The sequence below is a fragment of the Mycobacterium sp. ML4 genome (assembly GCF_054515735.1).
This window is the reverse complement of sequence record NZ_JBTNSY010000051.1, coordinates 1-15,329: the sequence shown is the minus strand read 5'-3', so window position 1 is coordinate 15,329 and position 15,329 is coordinate 1. Positions and strand designations below refer to the sequence as shown.

The 15,329-nt window shown below is 66.7% G+C and carries 13 protein-coding genes and 3 pseudogenes; 11 read left to right on the top strand and 5 right to left on the bottom strand.

Going from position 1 to position 15,329, the window contains the following annotated elements:
- Nucleotides 1-12 precede the first annotated feature (12 nt).
- Entirely contained in the window at nucleotides 13-228 is a 216-nt protein-coding gene (locus tag ACX9NE_RS28755; protein WP_065133334.1) for a dodecin family protein, read from the bottom strand.
- A gap of 17 nt (nucleotides 229-245) precedes the next feature.
- Nucleotides 246-1,205 (bottom strand): LysR family transcriptional regulator, encoded by a 960-nt coding sequence (locus ACX9NE_RS28750; protein WP_459365124.1) that lies wholly within the window; start codon nucleotides 1,203-1,205, stop codon nucleotides 246-248.
- A 23-nt stretch (nucleotides 1,206-1,228) separates the two neighbouring features.
- Here ACX9NE_RS28750 and ACX9NE_RS28745 point away from each other — a divergent pair, with 23 nt between their 5' ends.
- From ACX9NE_RS28745 to ACX9NE_RS28705, 9 genes and pseudogenes are all read left to right on the top strand, one after another.
- Complete coding sequence (locus ACX9NE_RS28745; protein WP_459365125.1) at nucleotides 1,229-2,386, top strand: XdhC family protein; 1,158 nt, start codon at nucleotides 1,229-1,231, stop codon at nucleotides 2,384-2,386.
- A 31-nt stretch (nucleotides 2,387-2,417) separates the two neighbouring features.
- The gene (locus ACX9NE_RS28740) at nucleotides 2,418-3,308 is read left to right on the top strand and encodes an FAD binding domain-containing protein (RefSeq protein ID WP_459365126.1); all 891 of its coding nucleotides are present in this window, start codon (nucleotides 2,418-2,420) and stop codon (nucleotides 3,306-3,308) included.
- A gap of 5 nt (nucleotides 3,309-3,313) precedes the next feature.
- The gene (locus tag ACX9NE_RS28735; protein ID WP_459365133.1) at nucleotides 3,314-3,796 is read left to right on the top strand and encodes a (2Fe-2S)-binding protein; all 483 of its coding nucleotides are present in this window, start codon (nucleotides 3,314-3,316) and stop codon (nucleotides 3,794-3,796) included.
- The gene (locus ACX9NE_RS28730; protein ID WP_459365127.1) at nucleotides 3,793-6,192 is read left to right on the top strand and encodes an aerobic carbon-monoxide dehydrogenase large subunit; all 2,400 of its coding nucleotides are present in this window, start codon (nucleotides 3,793-3,795) and stop codon (nucleotides 6,190-6,192) included. The genes ACX9NE_RS28735 and ACX9NE_RS28730 overlap by 4 nt, the downstream gene beginning before the upstream one ends.
- Nucleotides 6,192-6,893 (top strand): annotated as a pseudogene (locus tag ACX9NE_RS28725) (XdhC family protein); the annotation flags it as partial. The gene ACX9NE_RS28730 and the pseudogene ACX9NE_RS28725, both read left to right, overlap by 1 nt.
- Nucleotides 6,894-7,024: 131 nt before the next feature.
- Entirely contained in the window at nucleotides 7,025-7,642 is a 618-nt protein-coding gene (locus ACX9NE_RS28720) for a nucleotidyltransferase family protein (RefSeq protein WP_459365128.1), read from the top strand.
- Nucleotides 7,639-8,508, top strand: a complete 870-nt coding sequence (locus tag ACX9NE_RS28715) for an AAA family ATPase (protein WP_459365129.1) — start codon at nucleotides 7,639-7,641, stop codon at nucleotides 8,506-8,508. The genes ACX9NE_RS28720 and ACX9NE_RS28715 overlap by 4 nt, the downstream gene beginning before the upstream one ends.
- 13 nt (nucleotides 8,509-8,521) lie before the next feature.
- Complete coding sequence (locus ACX9NE_RS28710) at nucleotides 8,522-9,187, top strand: SRPBCC family protein (RefSeq protein ID WP_459365130.1); 666 nt, start codon at nucleotides 8,522-8,524, stop codon at nucleotides 9,185-9,187.
- Nucleotides 9,184-10,398 (top strand): vWA domain-containing protein, encoded by a 1,215-nt coding sequence (locus ACX9NE_RS28705; RefSeq protein WP_459365131.1) that lies wholly within the window; start codon nucleotides 9,184-9,186, stop codon nucleotides 10,396-10,398. Before ACX9NE_RS28710 ends, ACX9NE_RS28705 begins: the two co-directional genes overlap by 4 nt.
- Here ACX9NE_RS28705 and eat read toward each other — a convergent pair.
- Together eat and ACX9NE_RS28695 are read right to left on the bottom strand one after the other, a co-directional pair.
- The gene (gene eat, locus ACX9NE_RS28700) at nucleotides 10,364-11,746 is read right to left on the bottom strand and encodes an ethanolamine permease (protein ID WP_459365132.1); all 1,383 of its coding nucleotides are present in this window, start codon (nucleotides 11,744-11,746) and stop codon (nucleotides 10,364-10,366) included. The two genes, ACX9NE_RS28705 and eat, sit on opposite strands and share 35 nt — an antisense overlap.
- A gap of 63 nt (nucleotides 11,747-11,809) precedes the next feature.
- The gene (locus ACX9NE_RS28695; RefSeq protein ID WP_459370942.1) at nucleotides 11,810-14,125 is read right to left on the bottom strand and encodes a methyltransferase domain-containing protein; all 2,316 of its coding nucleotides are present in this window, start codon (nucleotides 14,123-14,125) and stop codon (nucleotides 11,810-11,812) included.
- Between the two features lie 160 nt (nucleotides 14,126-14,285).
- On the opposite strand from ACX9NE_RS28695, the pseudogene ACX9NE_RS28690 reads away from it, so the two are divergent.
- Together ACX9NE_RS28690 and ACX9NE_RS28685 are read left to right on the top strand one after the other, a co-directional pair.
- A pseudogene (locus ACX9NE_RS28690) lies at nucleotides 14,286-14,576 on the top strand (DUF427 domain-containing protein); the annotation flags it as partial.
- The gene (locus tag ACX9NE_RS28685) at nucleotides 14,553-14,945 is read left to right on the top strand and encodes a hypothetical protein (protein ID WP_459365135.1); all 393 of its coding nucleotides are present in this window, start codon (nucleotides 14,553-14,555) and stop codon (nucleotides 14,943-14,945) included. The pseudogene ACX9NE_RS28690 and the gene ACX9NE_RS28685, both read left to right, overlap by 24 nt.
- 148 nt (nucleotides 14,946-15,093) lie before the next feature.
- Here ACX9NE_RS28685 and ACX9NE_RS28680 read toward each other — a convergent pair.
- Nucleotides 15,094-15,329, bottom strand: a pseudogene (locus ACX9NE_RS28680) (hypothetical protein); the annotation flags it as partial.

Here is a 15,329-nt window from a genome sequence, read left to right as displayed (position 1 = left end):
AAGCAGATTCTCTTACTGCGGCTTGGCCGGCCTCATCTTGAACGAGACCTCGAGCTTGATGCGGTAAGTGATCTTGCCGGTGGCGTCCACAGCCAGGTCCTGCTCGATCACCCGCGCCACCCGGATGTCATCGACGCTCTCCCGCGCCCGCTGCACCGCCTCGGTTGCCGCCTGCTCCCATGACGTGGGGCTGGTCCCGATGATGTCGATCACCTTGTACACGCTCATGGAGGTAAAGCGTATAGCTAACTCCAGAGCGTGACGTGCACCTTCGGCCGGAACCGCGTCACGCCCACCCCGCTGCCCCGGATCATCGCCTGGATGCAGCGCGGCGTGGTGATGAAACGGACCAGTTCGGACACGGCGGGCTGACGGGCCGAGGGCGCCAGCGTCATCGCGCACCACTCGCCGGCCTGGTCCAGTCCCGGGCCGGAAACATGAATCAGCCGCCCGCCGGCCAGGTCTTTGGCGACGGCGAACCCGATCGTCAACCCGACACCGCCCACCCGTAGCACCTCCTCCAGAGCGGCGGCGTCGCTCTGAAAGATGCGCTGCTGCGACTCCGGAATAGCCAACTCCTGCAGCATGTTTGAGATCTCGCCATCAACACTGCCGGCCGACGGGCCCAGCATCCATTGCTGCTGACGCAGCAGCGTCGGCGTCGGGATACCCACGGCGAGTGGGCTTTTCGGCGCGACGACGGTGATGATCTGATACTTGAGAAACGGCCGCACGAACAGATCGGCGCTGAATGACTTCTCGCCGCCGGGGCCGATGGCGATGTCCACCGCCCGCGAACGGATCAGATCGCGGAACTGGCTCGTGGGATGCACGCTCAACTCCACGGAGAGGTCGTCGGCCCGCGACGAGAACAGCTCGATCAGTCCGGGTGCGGCATGTTCGGCGAAGGTGCTCGAGGCGGCGATGTGCAACAGCCGCCGCCCGTGTGCGGCCTCGGTGACCTCGATCGCCGTCTGCTGTTGCAGCCCCAGGATTTCCACCGCCCGGCTGGCCAGCCGCAGGCCGCCGGGGGTGAACGCCAGCCCGGCCCCGGTCCGGGTGAACAGCGGGTCGTCCAACTCCTTGCGCAATGCGGCGACATGCATCGAGATTCCGGCGTCGGACATGGCCAGTTCGGCGGCCGCGGCTCGCACCGAACCCAGCCGCACCACGGCCGAATAGGCCCGAAGTTGAGCCGGGGTCATGTCGATGAGCCTACGTTGGGTGCATGCGCGACGTGCTTGCCGATTTGATGCCGATCTGGCGCGCGGGCAACACCGCCGGTTTGGCGACCGTGGTGCGGACCATGCGCTCGGCCCCAAGGCAACCGGGTGCCGCGATGATGGTGGCGCCGGACGGCTCGGTCAGCGGATCGGTGTCCGGCGGGTGCGTGGAGGGCGCGGTGTACGAACTGGCCACCGAGGTCGCCGGTTCGGGTGTCCCGCGGCTGGAGCGGTACGGGATCAGCGACGACGACGCATTCGCGGTCGGACTCACCTGCGGCGGTGTCATCGACATCTTCGTCGAGGCGGCGTCGCAGGCGACGTTTCCCGAACTCGGCGCGGTGGCGCAGGACATCGACGCGCAGCGTGCGGTGGCTGTCGCGACCGTCATCGCCCACGCCGACGCGCGGCGGGTGGGCCGCCGGATGGCGATCACTCCCGAGGACACCGCGGGCTCGCTGGGTTCGGCCCGCGCCGACGCCGCCGTCACCGACGATGCGCGCGGCCTACTCGCACTGGGTCGCACCGCAATCCTGGAATACGGACCGGACGGGCAGCGCCGCGGCGAAGGAATGGAGATTTTCGTGTCCTGCTTCGCCCCGCGCCCGCGGATGCTGGTCTTCGGCGCGATCGACTTCGCCGCCGCGGTGGCCCGCCAGGGCACGTTCCTCGGTTACCGCGTCACGGTGTGCGACGCACGCGGCGTCTTCGCCACGCCGGCACGCTTCCCGACCGCCGACGAGGTCGTCGTCGACTGGCCGCACCGCTATCTCGCCGCGCAGGCGCAGACCGGAACGCTGGACCGGCGCACGGTGATCTGCGTGCTGACCCACGATCCGAAGTTCGACGTGCCGGTACTCGAGATCGCGCTGCGCCTGGACGTCGGATATGTGGGGGCAATGGGCTCGCGCCGCACGCACGACGACCGGATGCGGCGGCTGCGTGCGGTGGGTTTGACCGACGCCGACCTGGCCCGGTTGTCCAGCCCGATCGGGCTGGATCTCGGGGCACGCACGCCCGAGGAAACCGCGGTGTCGATCGCCGCTGACGTCATCGCCCGGCGGTGGGGCGGCGACGGTCGCCCGCTGGCCGAGACAACCGGGCGTATCCACCATGACGCGCTGGTCGACGGCGACTTCAGGGATCACTTAACTCGACATTGACGGCCCTTCGCAGCGGGCCGACACTTCCGGCATGCAAGTACCTGGCCCCTTCGAATACGAACGTGCGACGAGCGTCGATCACGCCATCGGACTGCTGGACCGGCTGGGGGAGGAGGCGCGCGTGGTCGCCGGCGGACACAGCCTGCTGCCGATGATGAAGCTGCGCATCGCCAACCCCGAATATCTGATCGACATCAACGACCTGGCCCCCGAACTGGGCTATGTGATCACCGATCCGACGTTGGTACGCATCGGTGCGATGACCCGCCACCGCGAGATCCTGGAATCCGACACCCTGGCCGCGGTGTGTCCGATCTTCCGGGACGCCGAGCGGGTGATCGCCGACCCGGTGGTGCGCAACCGCGGCACGCTCGGCGGTTCGCTGTGCCAGGCCGACCCGGCCGAGGATCTGTCCACCGTCTGCGAAGTGCTGGACGCGGTCTGCCTGGTGCGCGGGCCTTCGGGGGAGCGCGAGATCGCGATTGACGATTTCCTGATCGGCCCGTACGAGACCGCGGTGGCGCCGAACGAAATCCTGATCGAGACGCGGATTCCGGTGCGGCACCGAACGTCGAGCGCCTACGCGAAGGTGGAGCGACGGGTCGGTGACTGGGCGGTGGCCGCAGCCGGTGCTGCCGTCACGGTGGACGCAGACTCCATCGCCGCCGCCCGGGTGGGCCTGACCGCGGTGAACCCCGATCGGGCCGCACTGGCCGAACTGTCGGCGGCGCTGATCGGGCGGCCGGCCACCGAGGAGACGTTCGCCGAAGCCGGACGGCTGGCCGCCCAAGCCTGTGAACCGGTGACCGACGTCCGCGGCACCGCCGACTACAAGCGACACCTGGCCTCAGAACTGACCATCCGAACCCTGCGCAACGCGGTGGAGCGTGTGCGCAATCATCCTGAGCCGGAAGGGAACTGAACGTGATGCAGGTGAACATGACCGTCAACGGCGAACCGGTCAGCGCCGACGTGGAACCGCGGATGCTGCTGGTGCATTTTCTACGGGATCAGCTGCGTCTCACCGGAACCCACTGGGGCTGCGACACCAGCAATTGCGGAACCTGCGTGGTGGACGTCGACGGCGTCCCGGTCAAGTCCTGCACCATGCTGGCCGTCATGGCGTCCGGCCACAGTGTGCGCACCGTGGAAGGATTGGCGGGGCCGGACGGTGCCCTGGACCCGGTGCAAGAAGGATTCATGCGTTGCCATGGCCTGCAATGTGGGTTCTGCACACCGGGCATGATGATCACCGCTCGCGCGCTGCTGGACCGCAATCCCGATCCTGACGAGGAAACCATCCGCGAAGCGATCTCCGGGCAGATCTGCCGCTGTACCGGATACACGACGATCGTGCGGTCCATTCAATGGGCCGCCGAGCACTCCAATTCCGAGGCGGCGACATCATGACCACGATCGAATCCCGGCCGCCCTCACCCGAAGACACCGCGGACAACGACCAGAAGCCCTGCGGCTACGGCAGGATGCTGCGCAAGGAAGACCCACGTTTCATCCGGGGCCGCGGTCGCTACGTGGACGACGTGGTGCTGCCGGGCATGCTTCACCTGGCAATCCTGCGGTCGCCGTACGCGCACGCGAACATCGTCAGCATCGATGTGACTGCCGCACAGGCACATCCGAAGGTCAAGGCGGTGGTGACCGGCGCCGACCTGGCGGCCAAGGGCCTGGCGTGGATGCCGACGTTGTCCAACGACGTGCAGGCGGTGCTGGCCACCGACAAGGTGCGTTTCCAGGGCCAGGAGGTGGCGTTCGTGGTCGCCGAGGATCGTTACTCGGCCCGCGACGCGCTGGAACTCATCGACGTCGAGTACGACCCGCTGGAGCCCGTCGTCGACGTCCGCAAGGCGCTGGATCCGTCGGCTCCGGTGATCCGCACCGATCTGGACGGCAAGACCGACAACCACTGCTTCGACTGGGAGACCGGTGATGCGGCCGCCACCGACGCGGTGTTCGCCAAGGCGGACGTGGTGGTCAAACAGGAGATCGTCTACCCCCGGGTGCATCCGGCGCCGATGGAAACCTGCGGCGCCGTAGCCGATCTGGACCCGGTGACCGGGAAGTTGACACTGTGGTCCACCAGCCAGGCGCCGCACGCGCACCGCACGCTGTATGCGTTGGTCGCGGGTCTGCCCGAGCACAAGATCCAGGTCATCTCGCCCGACATCGGCGGCGGCTTCGGCAACAAGGTGCCCATCTACCCGGGCTATGTCTGCGCAATCGTCGCCTCGCTGGTGCTGGGCAAGCCGGTGAAGTGGATGGAGGACCGTAGCGAGAACCTGACGTCGACCGGGTTCGCCCGCGACTACATCATGGTCGGTGAGATCGCGGCCACGGCCGACGGCAAGATCCTGGCGATCCGCACCAACGTGCTGGCCGACCACGGCGCGTTCAACGGCACGGCGGCGCCGGTGAAGTACCCGGCCGGCTTCTTCGGGGTATTCACCGGCAGTTACGACCTCGAGGCCGCGTACTGCCACATGACCGCGGTGTACACCAACAAGGCGCCGGGCGGGGTGGCCTATGCCTGCTCGTTCCGCATCACCGAAGCGGTATACCTGGTGGAGCGGCTGGTCGACTGCCTGGCCTTCGACCTGAAGATGGATCCGGCTCAGTTGCGGCTGCGAAACCTGTTGCAGCCCAGTCAATTCCCGTATACCAGCAAGACCGGCTGGGTGTACGACTCCGGTGACTACGAGACCACCATGCGCAAGGCCATGGACATGATCGGCTACGACGCCCTGCGGGCCGAGCAGGCCGAGAAGCGCCAGCGTGGCGAGTTGATGGGCATCGGCATGTCCTTCTTCACCGAGGCGGTGGGTGCCGGCCCGCGCAAGGACATGGACATCCTCGGGTTGGGCATGGCCGACGGTTGCGAACTGCGCGTGCACCCCACCGGCAAAGCCGTGGTGCGCCTTTCGGTGCAAACTCAGGGCCAGGGGCACGAGACGACATTCGCTCAGATCGTGGCCGAGGAGTTGGGCATTCCGCCCGAGGACATCGACGTGGTACACGGTGACACCGATCAGACACCGTTCGGGCTGGGGACTTACGGCAGCCGGTCCACCCCGGTATCGGGGGCGGCGGCCGCGCTGGTGGCCCGAAAGGTCCGCGACAAGGCGAAGATCATCGCCTCCGGCATGCTGGAAGTCTCGGTGGCGGACTTGGAGTGGGACAAGGGCACATTCCACGTCAAGGGTGACCCGGCGGCTGCCGTCACTATCCAGGACATCGCCATGCGCGCCCACGGTGCCGGTGATCTGCCCGAGGGCATTGAGGGCGGCCTGGATGCGCAGATCTGCTACAACCCGTCGAATCTCACCTACCCTTACGGCGCATACTTCTGCGTCGTGGACATCGATCCCGGCACCGCGGTGGTGAAGGTGCGGCGGTTCCTGGCCGTCGACGACTGCGGCACCCGGATCAACCCGATGATCATCGAGGGACAGGTACACGGCGGCATCGTGGACGGCATCGGGATGGCGCTGATGGAGATGATCGCGTTTGACGAAGACGGCAACTGCCTGGGCGGTTCACTGATGGACTATCTGATCCCGACCGCGCTGGAGGTGCCGCACCTGGAAACCGGATTCACCGTGACGCCGTCGCCACACCACCCGATCGGTGCGAAGGGCATCGGCGAATCGGCTACCGTGGGATCCCCGCCCGCGGTCGTCAACGCCGTCGTGGATGCGTTGGCGCCGTTCGGAGTCCGGCACGCCGACATGCCGCTGACTCCGTCGCGGGTGTGGGAGGCCATGCAGGGTAGAGCGAGGCCGCCTATCTGATGAGTATCAGCGAACGTGCTCGGGAACTGGTGGCTGCACGCACACCGTTCGTGCACGCGACGGTGGTGCGCGCCGAGCAACCCACCTCCGCACGCGCGGGTGACGAGGCAATCCTGTTGGCGGACGGCACAATTGAGGGTTTTGTGGGTGGCCAGTGCGCGCAGAACTCGGTTCGCAAGGCCGCCCTGGGCGTGCTGCAGGCCGGCGAGAGCGTGCTGCTGCGGGTACTGCCCGACGGAGACCTGCACTTTCCGGAGGCGCCGGGCGCCTGCGTGGTGGTCAACCCGTGCTTGTCCGGGGGCTCGCTGGAGATCTTTCTGACGCCGCAACTGCCCGCCCCGCTGATCCGCATCTACGGCGAGACGCCCATCGCCGACGCGCTGATACAACTCTGTGGTGTCCTGGGTTACGACGCCCGGCGGGACGCCGATCTGAGCGATACCAGCGCCGTGGTGATCGCCAGCCACGGCGGGCCGGAGGCCGAGATCATCCGTGCCGCACTCGATCACGGCGTCGGGTACATCGGACTGGTGGCCAGCAAGGTTCGCGGCGCCTCGATACTGGGCGCACTCGACCTCACCGAGGACGAACGTTCCCGCGTCCACACACCGGTCGGGATGCCGATCGGCGCCAAGACACCACCGGAGATCGCGGTCGCCATCGCCGCGGAACTCATCGCGGTACTGCGTCACGGCACGCCGCCCCGCGCCGTCCGAACCAGCCCAGACCCGGGTCTGGCCGTCGATCCGGTGTGTGGCATGACGGTCAGCATCGGGCCGGCAACCGAACACCTGGTGGTTGCCGGCGTCGACCACTGGTTCTGCTGCTCTGGATGCTGCACCGCGTTTGCCGAGCGGCAGGGCCTGTGAGCGCGCCGCACGTCACCGGGGTGGTGCTGGCGGCGGGCGCATCCCGTCGCCTCGGCAGGCCCAAACAGGTGCTGCCGTACCGGGATACGACCCTGCTGGGCGCGACCCTCGAGGTGGCCCGCAGCTGCGGATTCGACCAGCTGATCGTCACCCTGGGTGGTGCCGCGCAGCTGGTCCGCGAACGGGTGCCGCTGGATGGGGTCGAGGTCGTCACGGTCGACGACTTCGGCAGCGGGTGTTCGGCATCGCTGCGGGTGGCTCTGGAAAAGGTGGATCCGCGGTCGCGGGGCATCGTGGTGATGCTCGGGGACCAGCCCGGGGTCGACCCGGCTGACGTGCGGTGCGTCAGCGCCGCGGGCGTGGAAATCGGCGTCTGCCGCTACACCGACGGCATCGGACATCCGTTCTGGTTCAGCCGGAACATGTTCGGTGAACTCTCGCGGCTGCACGGCGACAAAGGTGGGTGGAAGCTGATCGGGTCGGGCCGCTACCCGGTGGCCGAGCTGCAGGTCGACCGCCCCGTTCCACTCGATGTGGACACCTGGGAGGACTATCAGCGACTGTTGGCGACCGCGCCATGACGTTCGCCGGGCCTGACGAAGTCGTTCGCCGATTTGACGCACACGACTACCTCCTCGACCGCGGGACCGCGTCGGCGATCTACCTGGCTGCAAAGCTCGGCAGGCCACTGCTGTTGGAGGGCGAACCTGGCGTCGGTAAGACCACCGCGGCCAAAACGCTTGCGGCGGTGCTCGACACCTCCTTGATCCGGTTGCAGTGCTATGAGGGCCTGACCGCCAGTGAAGCGCTCTACGACTGGAACTACCAGCGTCAGTTGTTGTCCATCAGGCTGGCCGAGGCCGGCGGTGCCGCGATAAGCGAGAGTGAGCTCTACACCGAGGCGTACCTTGTCGATCGGCCGATCCTGCGGTGTGTGCGATACCGCGGTCCCACGCCGCCGGTCCTGCTGATCGACGAAATCGACCGTGCCGACGATGAATTCGAGGCACTGCTGCTGGAGTTTCTCGGTGAGGCCGCGGTCACCGTCCCGGAACTGGGCACTTTCGTGGCCGAGCGGCCACCGATCGCCGTGCTCACCTCCAACCGCAGCCGCGACCTGCACGACGCGCTGCGGCGGCGGTGCCTCTACCACTGGATCGAGTACCCGGAACCGTCGCGGGCTGCGGCGATCGTGCGTCGCACCGTGCCCGGCGCGACGGCGCCACTGATCGAACACGCAACCCGATTCGTAGGCACGGCAAGAGAACTCGATCTTGATAAGCCGCCGGGGGTGGCCGAGACCATCGACTGGGTGGCGGCACTGGTGTCGCTCGGGGTCTCGGAGCTGGTCGACGAGAGCGCGCTGGTGAGCCTGGGTGCGCTGGCCAAGACCCCCGACGATCGCAATGCGATCCGCGACGCGTTCATCGAATACAGCCGAACATGAAAGGACCCGCCCGATGAAGATCGCCAATCAGTTCACCGTCAGCGCGCCCATCGAGCACGCCTGGGACGTGTTGTGCGATCTGGAGAAGGTGATCCCGCTGATGCCAGGGGCTCAGCTGGTCGGCCACGAGGGCGACGACTACCTCGGCAAGGTCAAGGTGAAGGTGGGTCCGGTCACCAGTGAATTCACCGGCAAGGTGCATTTCATCGAACAAGACCGCGGCCGGCACCGGGCTGTCTTCGACGCCAGGGGCAAGGAGGCGCGTGGCACCGGCAACGCTGCGGCTACGGTGACCGCGCAACTTCAAGCGGTGGGCGAGCGCACCAACGTCATCGTCGACACCGATCTCAAGATCGTCGGGAAGCTGGCGCAGTTCGGCAGCGGCATGCTGCAGCAGGTCTCGGAGAAGCTGCTGGGTCAGTTCGTCGAATCCCTGGAGGCCGAACTGGCCGGGCCAACTCCGGCCGAGCCGGCGGCCGTCACCACCGAAGGCGGGGAGCCGATTCCGGCCTGGCCGGTCAATCCCGTCCCGGGCACCCGCCAAACTCCCGAGCCTGAGCCTATCGACCTGCTCGAACTCGCCGGCGGCGATCAACTCAAGAAGTACGGCGCGATCGCGGTCGCGGTGCTCGCCGTGCTGGCCTTGTACTGGTTGTTGCGCCGGCGCGCACCCGAGTGAGCACCCCGGCCCTGCTGCGCGGCGTCGACCAGGCGGCATTCGCCAGCGCCCTGGTGGCACGACTGCGTCACGCGGGTGTGCAGGTATCGGCAGACGGTCAAGCAACTTTCGTGCAGGCGCTACAGCACCTGGTGCCCTCCGACCCGTCGGCGCTGTACTGGGCGGCGCGGCTGACCCTGGTCAACCGGATGGACGATCTTCAGGCTTTCGACGAGGTCTTCGCGGCCGTGTTCGGCACCGGCACAGCCGACGGACGTACCGACCCCCAGTCGGCACTGCCGCTGCCCGGACCCCGCACTCCGGCGGCCGGGATCGTGCACCGCGGCGGAGGTCGATCCAGTGCCTCCGCTCAGACGCTTCCGTGGGCCACCGGCACGGCCGGCGCGTCAGATGACCGGGCCGCCGTACGGGTGCCCGTGTTCTCACCCAGCGGCATCGCCGCGAGGGCCGACGAACCGTTCGACGAATTCGACCCCGACGACCTGCGTCTGCTTGGTGACTGGATACAGCGCTCGTTGCCGCACTGGCCCCGGCGGCGCAGCCTGCGATCCGAGCGTCACCCCCACGGCAAGCGCATCGACCTGCGGGCGACCATCAACGCGTCCCGCTGCACCGGGTGGGAAATCGTCACCCTGGCCCGGGCCCGGCCACGCCGTCGCCCCCGGCCGGTGGTCCTGGTCTGCGACGTGAGTAGGTCGATGCAGCCGTTCGCGACCATGTACCTGCACCTCATGCGGGCGGTGATGTTGCACGAGAACAGGATTCGCGTCGATGCCTTCGCCTTCTCGACCTCGTTGACCCGCCTCACCGGCGTACTGTCGCACCGGTCCGCCGAGGTGGCCCTGCAGCGCGTAAATGCGAGGGTGACGGACCGCTACGGTGGCACGTCCATCGGCCGCAGCCTCGACAGACTGCTCAGCCAGCCGTACGGCAATGCGCTGCGCGGGGCGGTCGTGATGATCGCCTCCGACGGGTGGGACAGCGACCCGCCTGAGGTGCTAGCACACGCTTTGGCGAGGCTGCGCCGTCGCGCGCACCGGGTGGTATGGCTCAATCCTCGTGCCGCGCAGCCGGATTACGCGCCGTTGGCCGCGTCGATGGCAGCGGCGCTGCCCTACTGTGACCTGTTTCTGCCGGCGCACACGCTGACCGAGCTGCACCAGGTTCTCTGGGAGATCACCCGGCCAGTCGCTCGTCCGGCGCGCTGCTGATCAACCGGTGCCGGCTGTAGCAGGCGAAATAGAGCAGGAAGCCGCCGAAAACCGCCAGGCAACATAGCGCCGCCACGCCGTCGACCAGGAACGTGGCGATCAGCGCCAGCACGGCGACCACCAGGGCGAACCCGCTGGTGACGCGGCCGCCCGGGGTTCGGTAGGGCCGGTCCAGTTCGGGCGCCCGGCTGCGCAGCACGATGTGGCTCACCATGATCAGCACATAGCTGAGGGTGGCGCCGAACACGGCCATGTTGAGCAACAGGTCGCCCTTGCCGGTCATCGACAAAGCGAAACCGATCGCGCCGGGAACGACGAGCGCCAGGGTCGGTGCATTCCGCGCATTGGTGATCGACAGCGCCGTCGGCAGGTAGCCCGCCCGGGACAGCGCGAACAGTTGCCGCGAGTACGCGTAGATGATCGAGAAGAAGCTGGCGATCAGGCCGGCCAGTCCGATGTAGTTGACGGCCCTGGCCGCGCCGGCCGGGCCCAGCGCCGCCACCAGCGGGTTGCCGGACGCCGACATTGCCTGCGCGCCACCGGAACCCGTGGCCAGCAGCAGCACCAGCACACAGGTCACCAGCAGCACCGCGAACGCCGCCGTGATGCCCCGTGGGACGTTGCGGGCCGGGTGTGCCGTCTCCTCGGCAGCCAGCGGCACTCCCTCGATCGCCAGGAAGAACCAGATGGCAAACGGCAGTGCCGACCACACCCCCAGATAGCCGTGCGGCAGGACAGGAGAAGCGCCGACCGCGTGTGAGGGCGCGATCTCGGTCAGGTTCGCCAGTCTGAAGCGCCCGGCGGCGGCGACGGCGAATATCGCGATACCCGCCAGCGCGACTGCGGTGATCCCGAACATCACCTTCAGCGCTTCGCCCACACCGGCCAGATGGATTCCGATGAACAGGGCGTAGATCGCCAAGTAGACGTACCAGCCGTCGCGGATGCCGAACAGTCCCAGCGACTCCACATAGGCGCCGATGAAGGTGGCGATGGCGGCGGGCGCGATCGAGTACTCGATCAACACGGCGGTACCCGTTGCGAACCCGCCCCACGGTCCCAGCGCGCGCCGGGCAAACGTGTACCCACCGCCCGCGGTCGGCAGTGCCGACGACAGTTCGGCCATTCCCAACACCAGGGCGAGGTACATGGCGGCGATCACCACGGTCGCGATCGCCAACCCGCCGAATCCGCCGCGAGCCAGCCCGAAGTTCCAGCCCGAATAGTCACCCGACACCACGTAGCTGACCCCGAGGCCGGCCAGCAGCAACCATCCTGCGCTGCCGGTGCGCAGCTGCCGCTTCTCCAGGTAGCCCGACGACACGGCGTGGCCGTCAAACTCGTCCAAGGTGCCCTCCCATCACCGCAAACCGAAATGGTCCACGCTTCTGCCGACGCCAACGCCTACGCCTCAACGCTTCTCGGCGATCATCAGCGTGTAACCGATTCGTCCGGCCCACACCTCTTCGCGCGCCAGGGAGATCAAATCCTGGACTGTGTCGGGCACTATGCCATTTTCGGCGAGGATTTCGGGCGCCGCGACACGCAGTGCCGTGATCCGCGCGTTCACGCGGTCAATCAGGTTCAGCAGGCGGTGGTCGTGCGATCCGACATGCCGGATGCGCAGGCCGGCCGCTTCGAGAATGCCGGAGTATTCGGCGACCGGTCGGGCGTCGGCAATGCAGGCTACCCACGCGCCGAGGGTGGACAGCTCGGGCGGTAAGCCCACGTCGGTAACGGTGACGTCGGTGATGCCGACCAAGCCACCGGGGCGCAGAATCCGAGCAAACTGGCTGGCTGCCGCGCCCTTGTCGGGGAAGGTGCAGAGTGCGCACTCACAGACCAACGCGTCGAATGCGTTGTCTGGCAGAGGAAGTCTTTCAGCATCACCGTGATGGATTTGCACCCGCTGCTGCAACCCGGCCTGCTCGACTGCGGCCTGCGCGCGCTGCACGTTCACTTCGCTGATATCGACTCCGGCTACCGTCACGTGATATTCGCTGGCAAGCAGTCGTGCGGTGGCGCCGCAGCCCGCGGCGATATCGGCAACCCGCTGCCCTGACCTCAGGCCAAGCTGGTCTGCGAGCTGTCGGGTCAAAGCCGCGCCGCCTGGATGATAGAAGTCGCCGAGGAGCAGGGTCACGATGTCGCGGGAATAGGCGTCGGAGCAGCAAGATTTGATGCGCTGCGGTGAAATACGCTGGACTTCAGTGGGTTTGACTTGTTTGGACCCGCGCGGGGAGTCAGCCAGCAGCCCCACTAGGGGGGCGGCGTTGGGCACGATATCGGGCACCTGCACTCCGGTAAGGCTTTCTCGGACCTGCTCCCGATAACCGACCGAGTTGTAGGCGCAGAAGGGGATCAGCCGGCCGTCCGGAGTCAGTTGCTGCACGCAGCATTTCATCAATTGCTTGACGTTGAGGGTATATGGATCCTGGAAGTCTTGGATCACGATCGCAAACACCCGATCGGTAAGCTGAGCCAGCGCCTCGGGCAGATTGATGCCGCAGGCGTTGGCGCAATCCAGAGCGGTCGCAGCCTTCTGCAACTGCTCGAGCGTGGTCTCGGTGCCCGGCACCGCCGATGCCGACCACAGCTTCTCCAGCGCGTCCCTGATTGCCAGGTCGGGAATAACCCGGTTGGATACGTAATCGAGGTAGTCCTCGACATCGAGCAGCCGCGGAATCGGCACCACATGCTCACCGTCGGTGAGCAGATAGGTAATCGATCGGCACGTGGGGGAACAGCACGGAACCGGGAAGAAATCGTCGGCCTTGAACCACTCGGGCAGCTGGGCGGCAATGCCATGCACGATATCGGAATTGGTCAGCCGGGTCAGGGGGTCGAATTGCAGGTGCCGGCCGGAATGAGTGACCGGTTGAAACACCACTGACTGCACCACGGGCTGGGCCATCCCATGCCGGATGACGGCGCCAAGTTCGTGATCGTTGATACCGCGCTTTACAGCCGCAACCAGACTCACGGTCAGGCCCGCGTCTGCGCAGTTGTCCAGCGCACGCGCCTTGATGTCGCGCAAATCGCGGCCTCGGATCTGGCGGTGCGTTGTCTCCTCCACGCCGTCGAACTGCAGATAGATATGCACGGGACGGCCGGGCCGGTTGCGTTCGGCGAGGTGGGCGACAAAGCGCCGGTCGGATGCCAGCCGAATGCCGTTGGTGTTGACGATGACGGTCCTGATCGGACGGGCTTGGGCGGCGTCGACGAAGTCGAGGATCTGCTTGTGGATCGTCGGTTCGCCGCCGGAGAACATGACGACCTCGGGTTCACCTTCGGCCTCGACGAGTGTATCGAGCATCTTTTCGCACTGCGTCAAGGTCAGCGCGTAGCCGTCGGGCTGGTGACCGGAATCTGCGAAACAGATCGGGCAATCCAGGTTGCAGTGGGTGTTGACTTCGATCAAACCCAGGCAGGTGTGCTGCTTGTGGTCTGGGCACAGGCCGCAGTCGCTGGGGCAACCCGCACGGATCTCGGTTTGAAAGCGCAGCGGAATAGTGCCGGGCTTGTTGAATCGGGCTGAGTCCATGTACATCTGGGCATCCCCGTATACCAGGGCTTCGAACTCGCCATGGGTTTGGCATCGCTTGCGGAGGTACACCTTGGCGTCGCGGATGTTGACTTGCGCGTCGACCACGACCTTGCACACCGGGCAGATGCTCTTGGTGTACTCGATGAATACCTCATCGCGGGTACGCTTCCTCGTCGTCACTGATGCCCCACTTCCTAGTCCCTGCACGCCAAATCGGGACAGCTGATCACGGCGGGCTTCACGCGGGGTAAACAACTGTCACCAGCACGACAATTCACCTGCGCACCGCACCGCAATAGCCTGCTATAGCAGAGCGCGCAATGACAGGAGGTCGGCAAGAATGATTCGTGCTGTCTGGAACGAGACTGTGCTCGCGGAGACGCCGCGGACCGTCCGCCTGGAGGGTAATCACTACTTCCCGGCTGAGTCGGTGCGCCGGGAGCATCTGACCGACAGCCCGACCACATCGATTTGCCCGTGGAAGGGCCTGGCGCACTACTACAACGTGACCGTCAACGGGGCCGTCAACCCAGACGCCGCCTGGTACTACCCGCGCCCGAGCCCGCTGGCGCGCCACATCGAAGGCCACGTCGCGTTCTGGAAGGGTGTGCACGTCGAGGGCGAGCGTGAGGAAGCTGCGACCCAAACCCGTGCGGACAAGGAGACCCGGCTGCCGGTCTGGGGTATCGGCGTCACAAGCGGAGTGGTCGGCATCCTGTGCTGCGTCGGTCCCACCGTTCTCGCCATGTTGGGAATCATTAGCGGTGCAACGGCCTTGGCGTGGGCCGACAATCTCTACGGCAACTACGCGTGGTGGTTTCGGCTGAGCGGCCTCGGCGTGCTCGGGCTGCTCGTGTGGATCGCGTTGCGGCGCCGCAATCAGTGCAGCCTCGGCGGCGTCCGGCGCATGCGATGGCGCCTGGGGGCAATGCTGGCCATCGCATTTGGCACCTATGCCGTGTTGTATGCGGTGACGACCTGGCTGGAACGATTCGCCTAGCGGTGACGAACGCACGCCCGTCGACGCGCCGATAGTCGTACGTCAGGCGTGTTCTCTTGCGCTGCAAGAGCATTGAGCGACTCAGGCAGGTGGACCCGGCCGCTGTCGCCGATTTGTCGCCAGGATGCGGTGCGCCTACCGCCAACCGCTAATTGGCCGGTTCCATCGGGCGACGCGGCCACGTCGGGCTGCGGTCGGGGTCGGAGTCTCGCGTCACATCGGCGCGAGCCTGGTCGCGGGCGTTGGACGGATAGGACGTATCGACACACCACCATGCGTCGCACAGCTTGGCCCACCATTGAGGAACCGGTAGCGGGGAGGCACCGCAGCTCACCATGCCGTAGGAATTCGGGTCGCCGGGTGGACCTGGCGTCGATGCCACGT

Bases quoted from the DNA above. Each gene is read 5' to 3' on its own strand.
- ACX9NE_RS28740 (WP_459365126.1), top strand. From the start codon at position 2,418: ATGCAAGTACCTGGCCCCTTCGAATACGAACGTGCGACGAGCGTCGAT.
- ACX9NE_RS28715 (WP_459365129.1), top strand. From the start codon at position 7,639: ATGACGTTCGCCGGGCCTGACGAAGTCGTTCGCCGATTTGACGCACAC.
- ACX9NE_RS28755 (WP_065133334.1), bottom strand. From the start codon at position 228: ATGAGCGTGTACAAGGTGATCGACATCATCGGGACCAGCCCCACGTCA.
- ACX9NE_RS28735 (WP_459365133.1), top strand. From the start codon at position 3,314: ATGCAGGTGAACATGACCGTCAACGGCGAACCGGTCAGCGCCGACGTG.
- ACX9NE_RS28710 (WP_459365130.1), top strand. From the start codon at position 8,522: ATGAAGATCGCCAATCAGTTCACCGTCAGCGCGCCCATCGAGCACGCC.
- ACX9NE_RS28750 (WP_459365124.1), bottom strand. From the start codon at position 1,205: ATGACCCCGGCTCAACTTCGGGCCTATTCGGCCGTGGTGCGGCTGGGT.
- ACX9NE_RS28730 (WP_459365127.1), top strand. From the start codon at position 3,793: ATGACCACGATCGAATCCCGGCCGCCCTCACCCGAAGACACCGCGGAC.
- ACX9NE_RS28745 (WP_459365125.1), top strand. From the start codon at position 1,229: ATGCGCGACGTGCTTGCCGATTTGATGCCGATCTGGCGCGCGGGCAAC.
- ACX9NE_RS28720 (WP_459365128.1), top strand. From the start codon at position 7,025: ATGCTGCACCGCGTTTGCCGAGCGGCAGGGCCTGTGAGCGCGCCGCAC.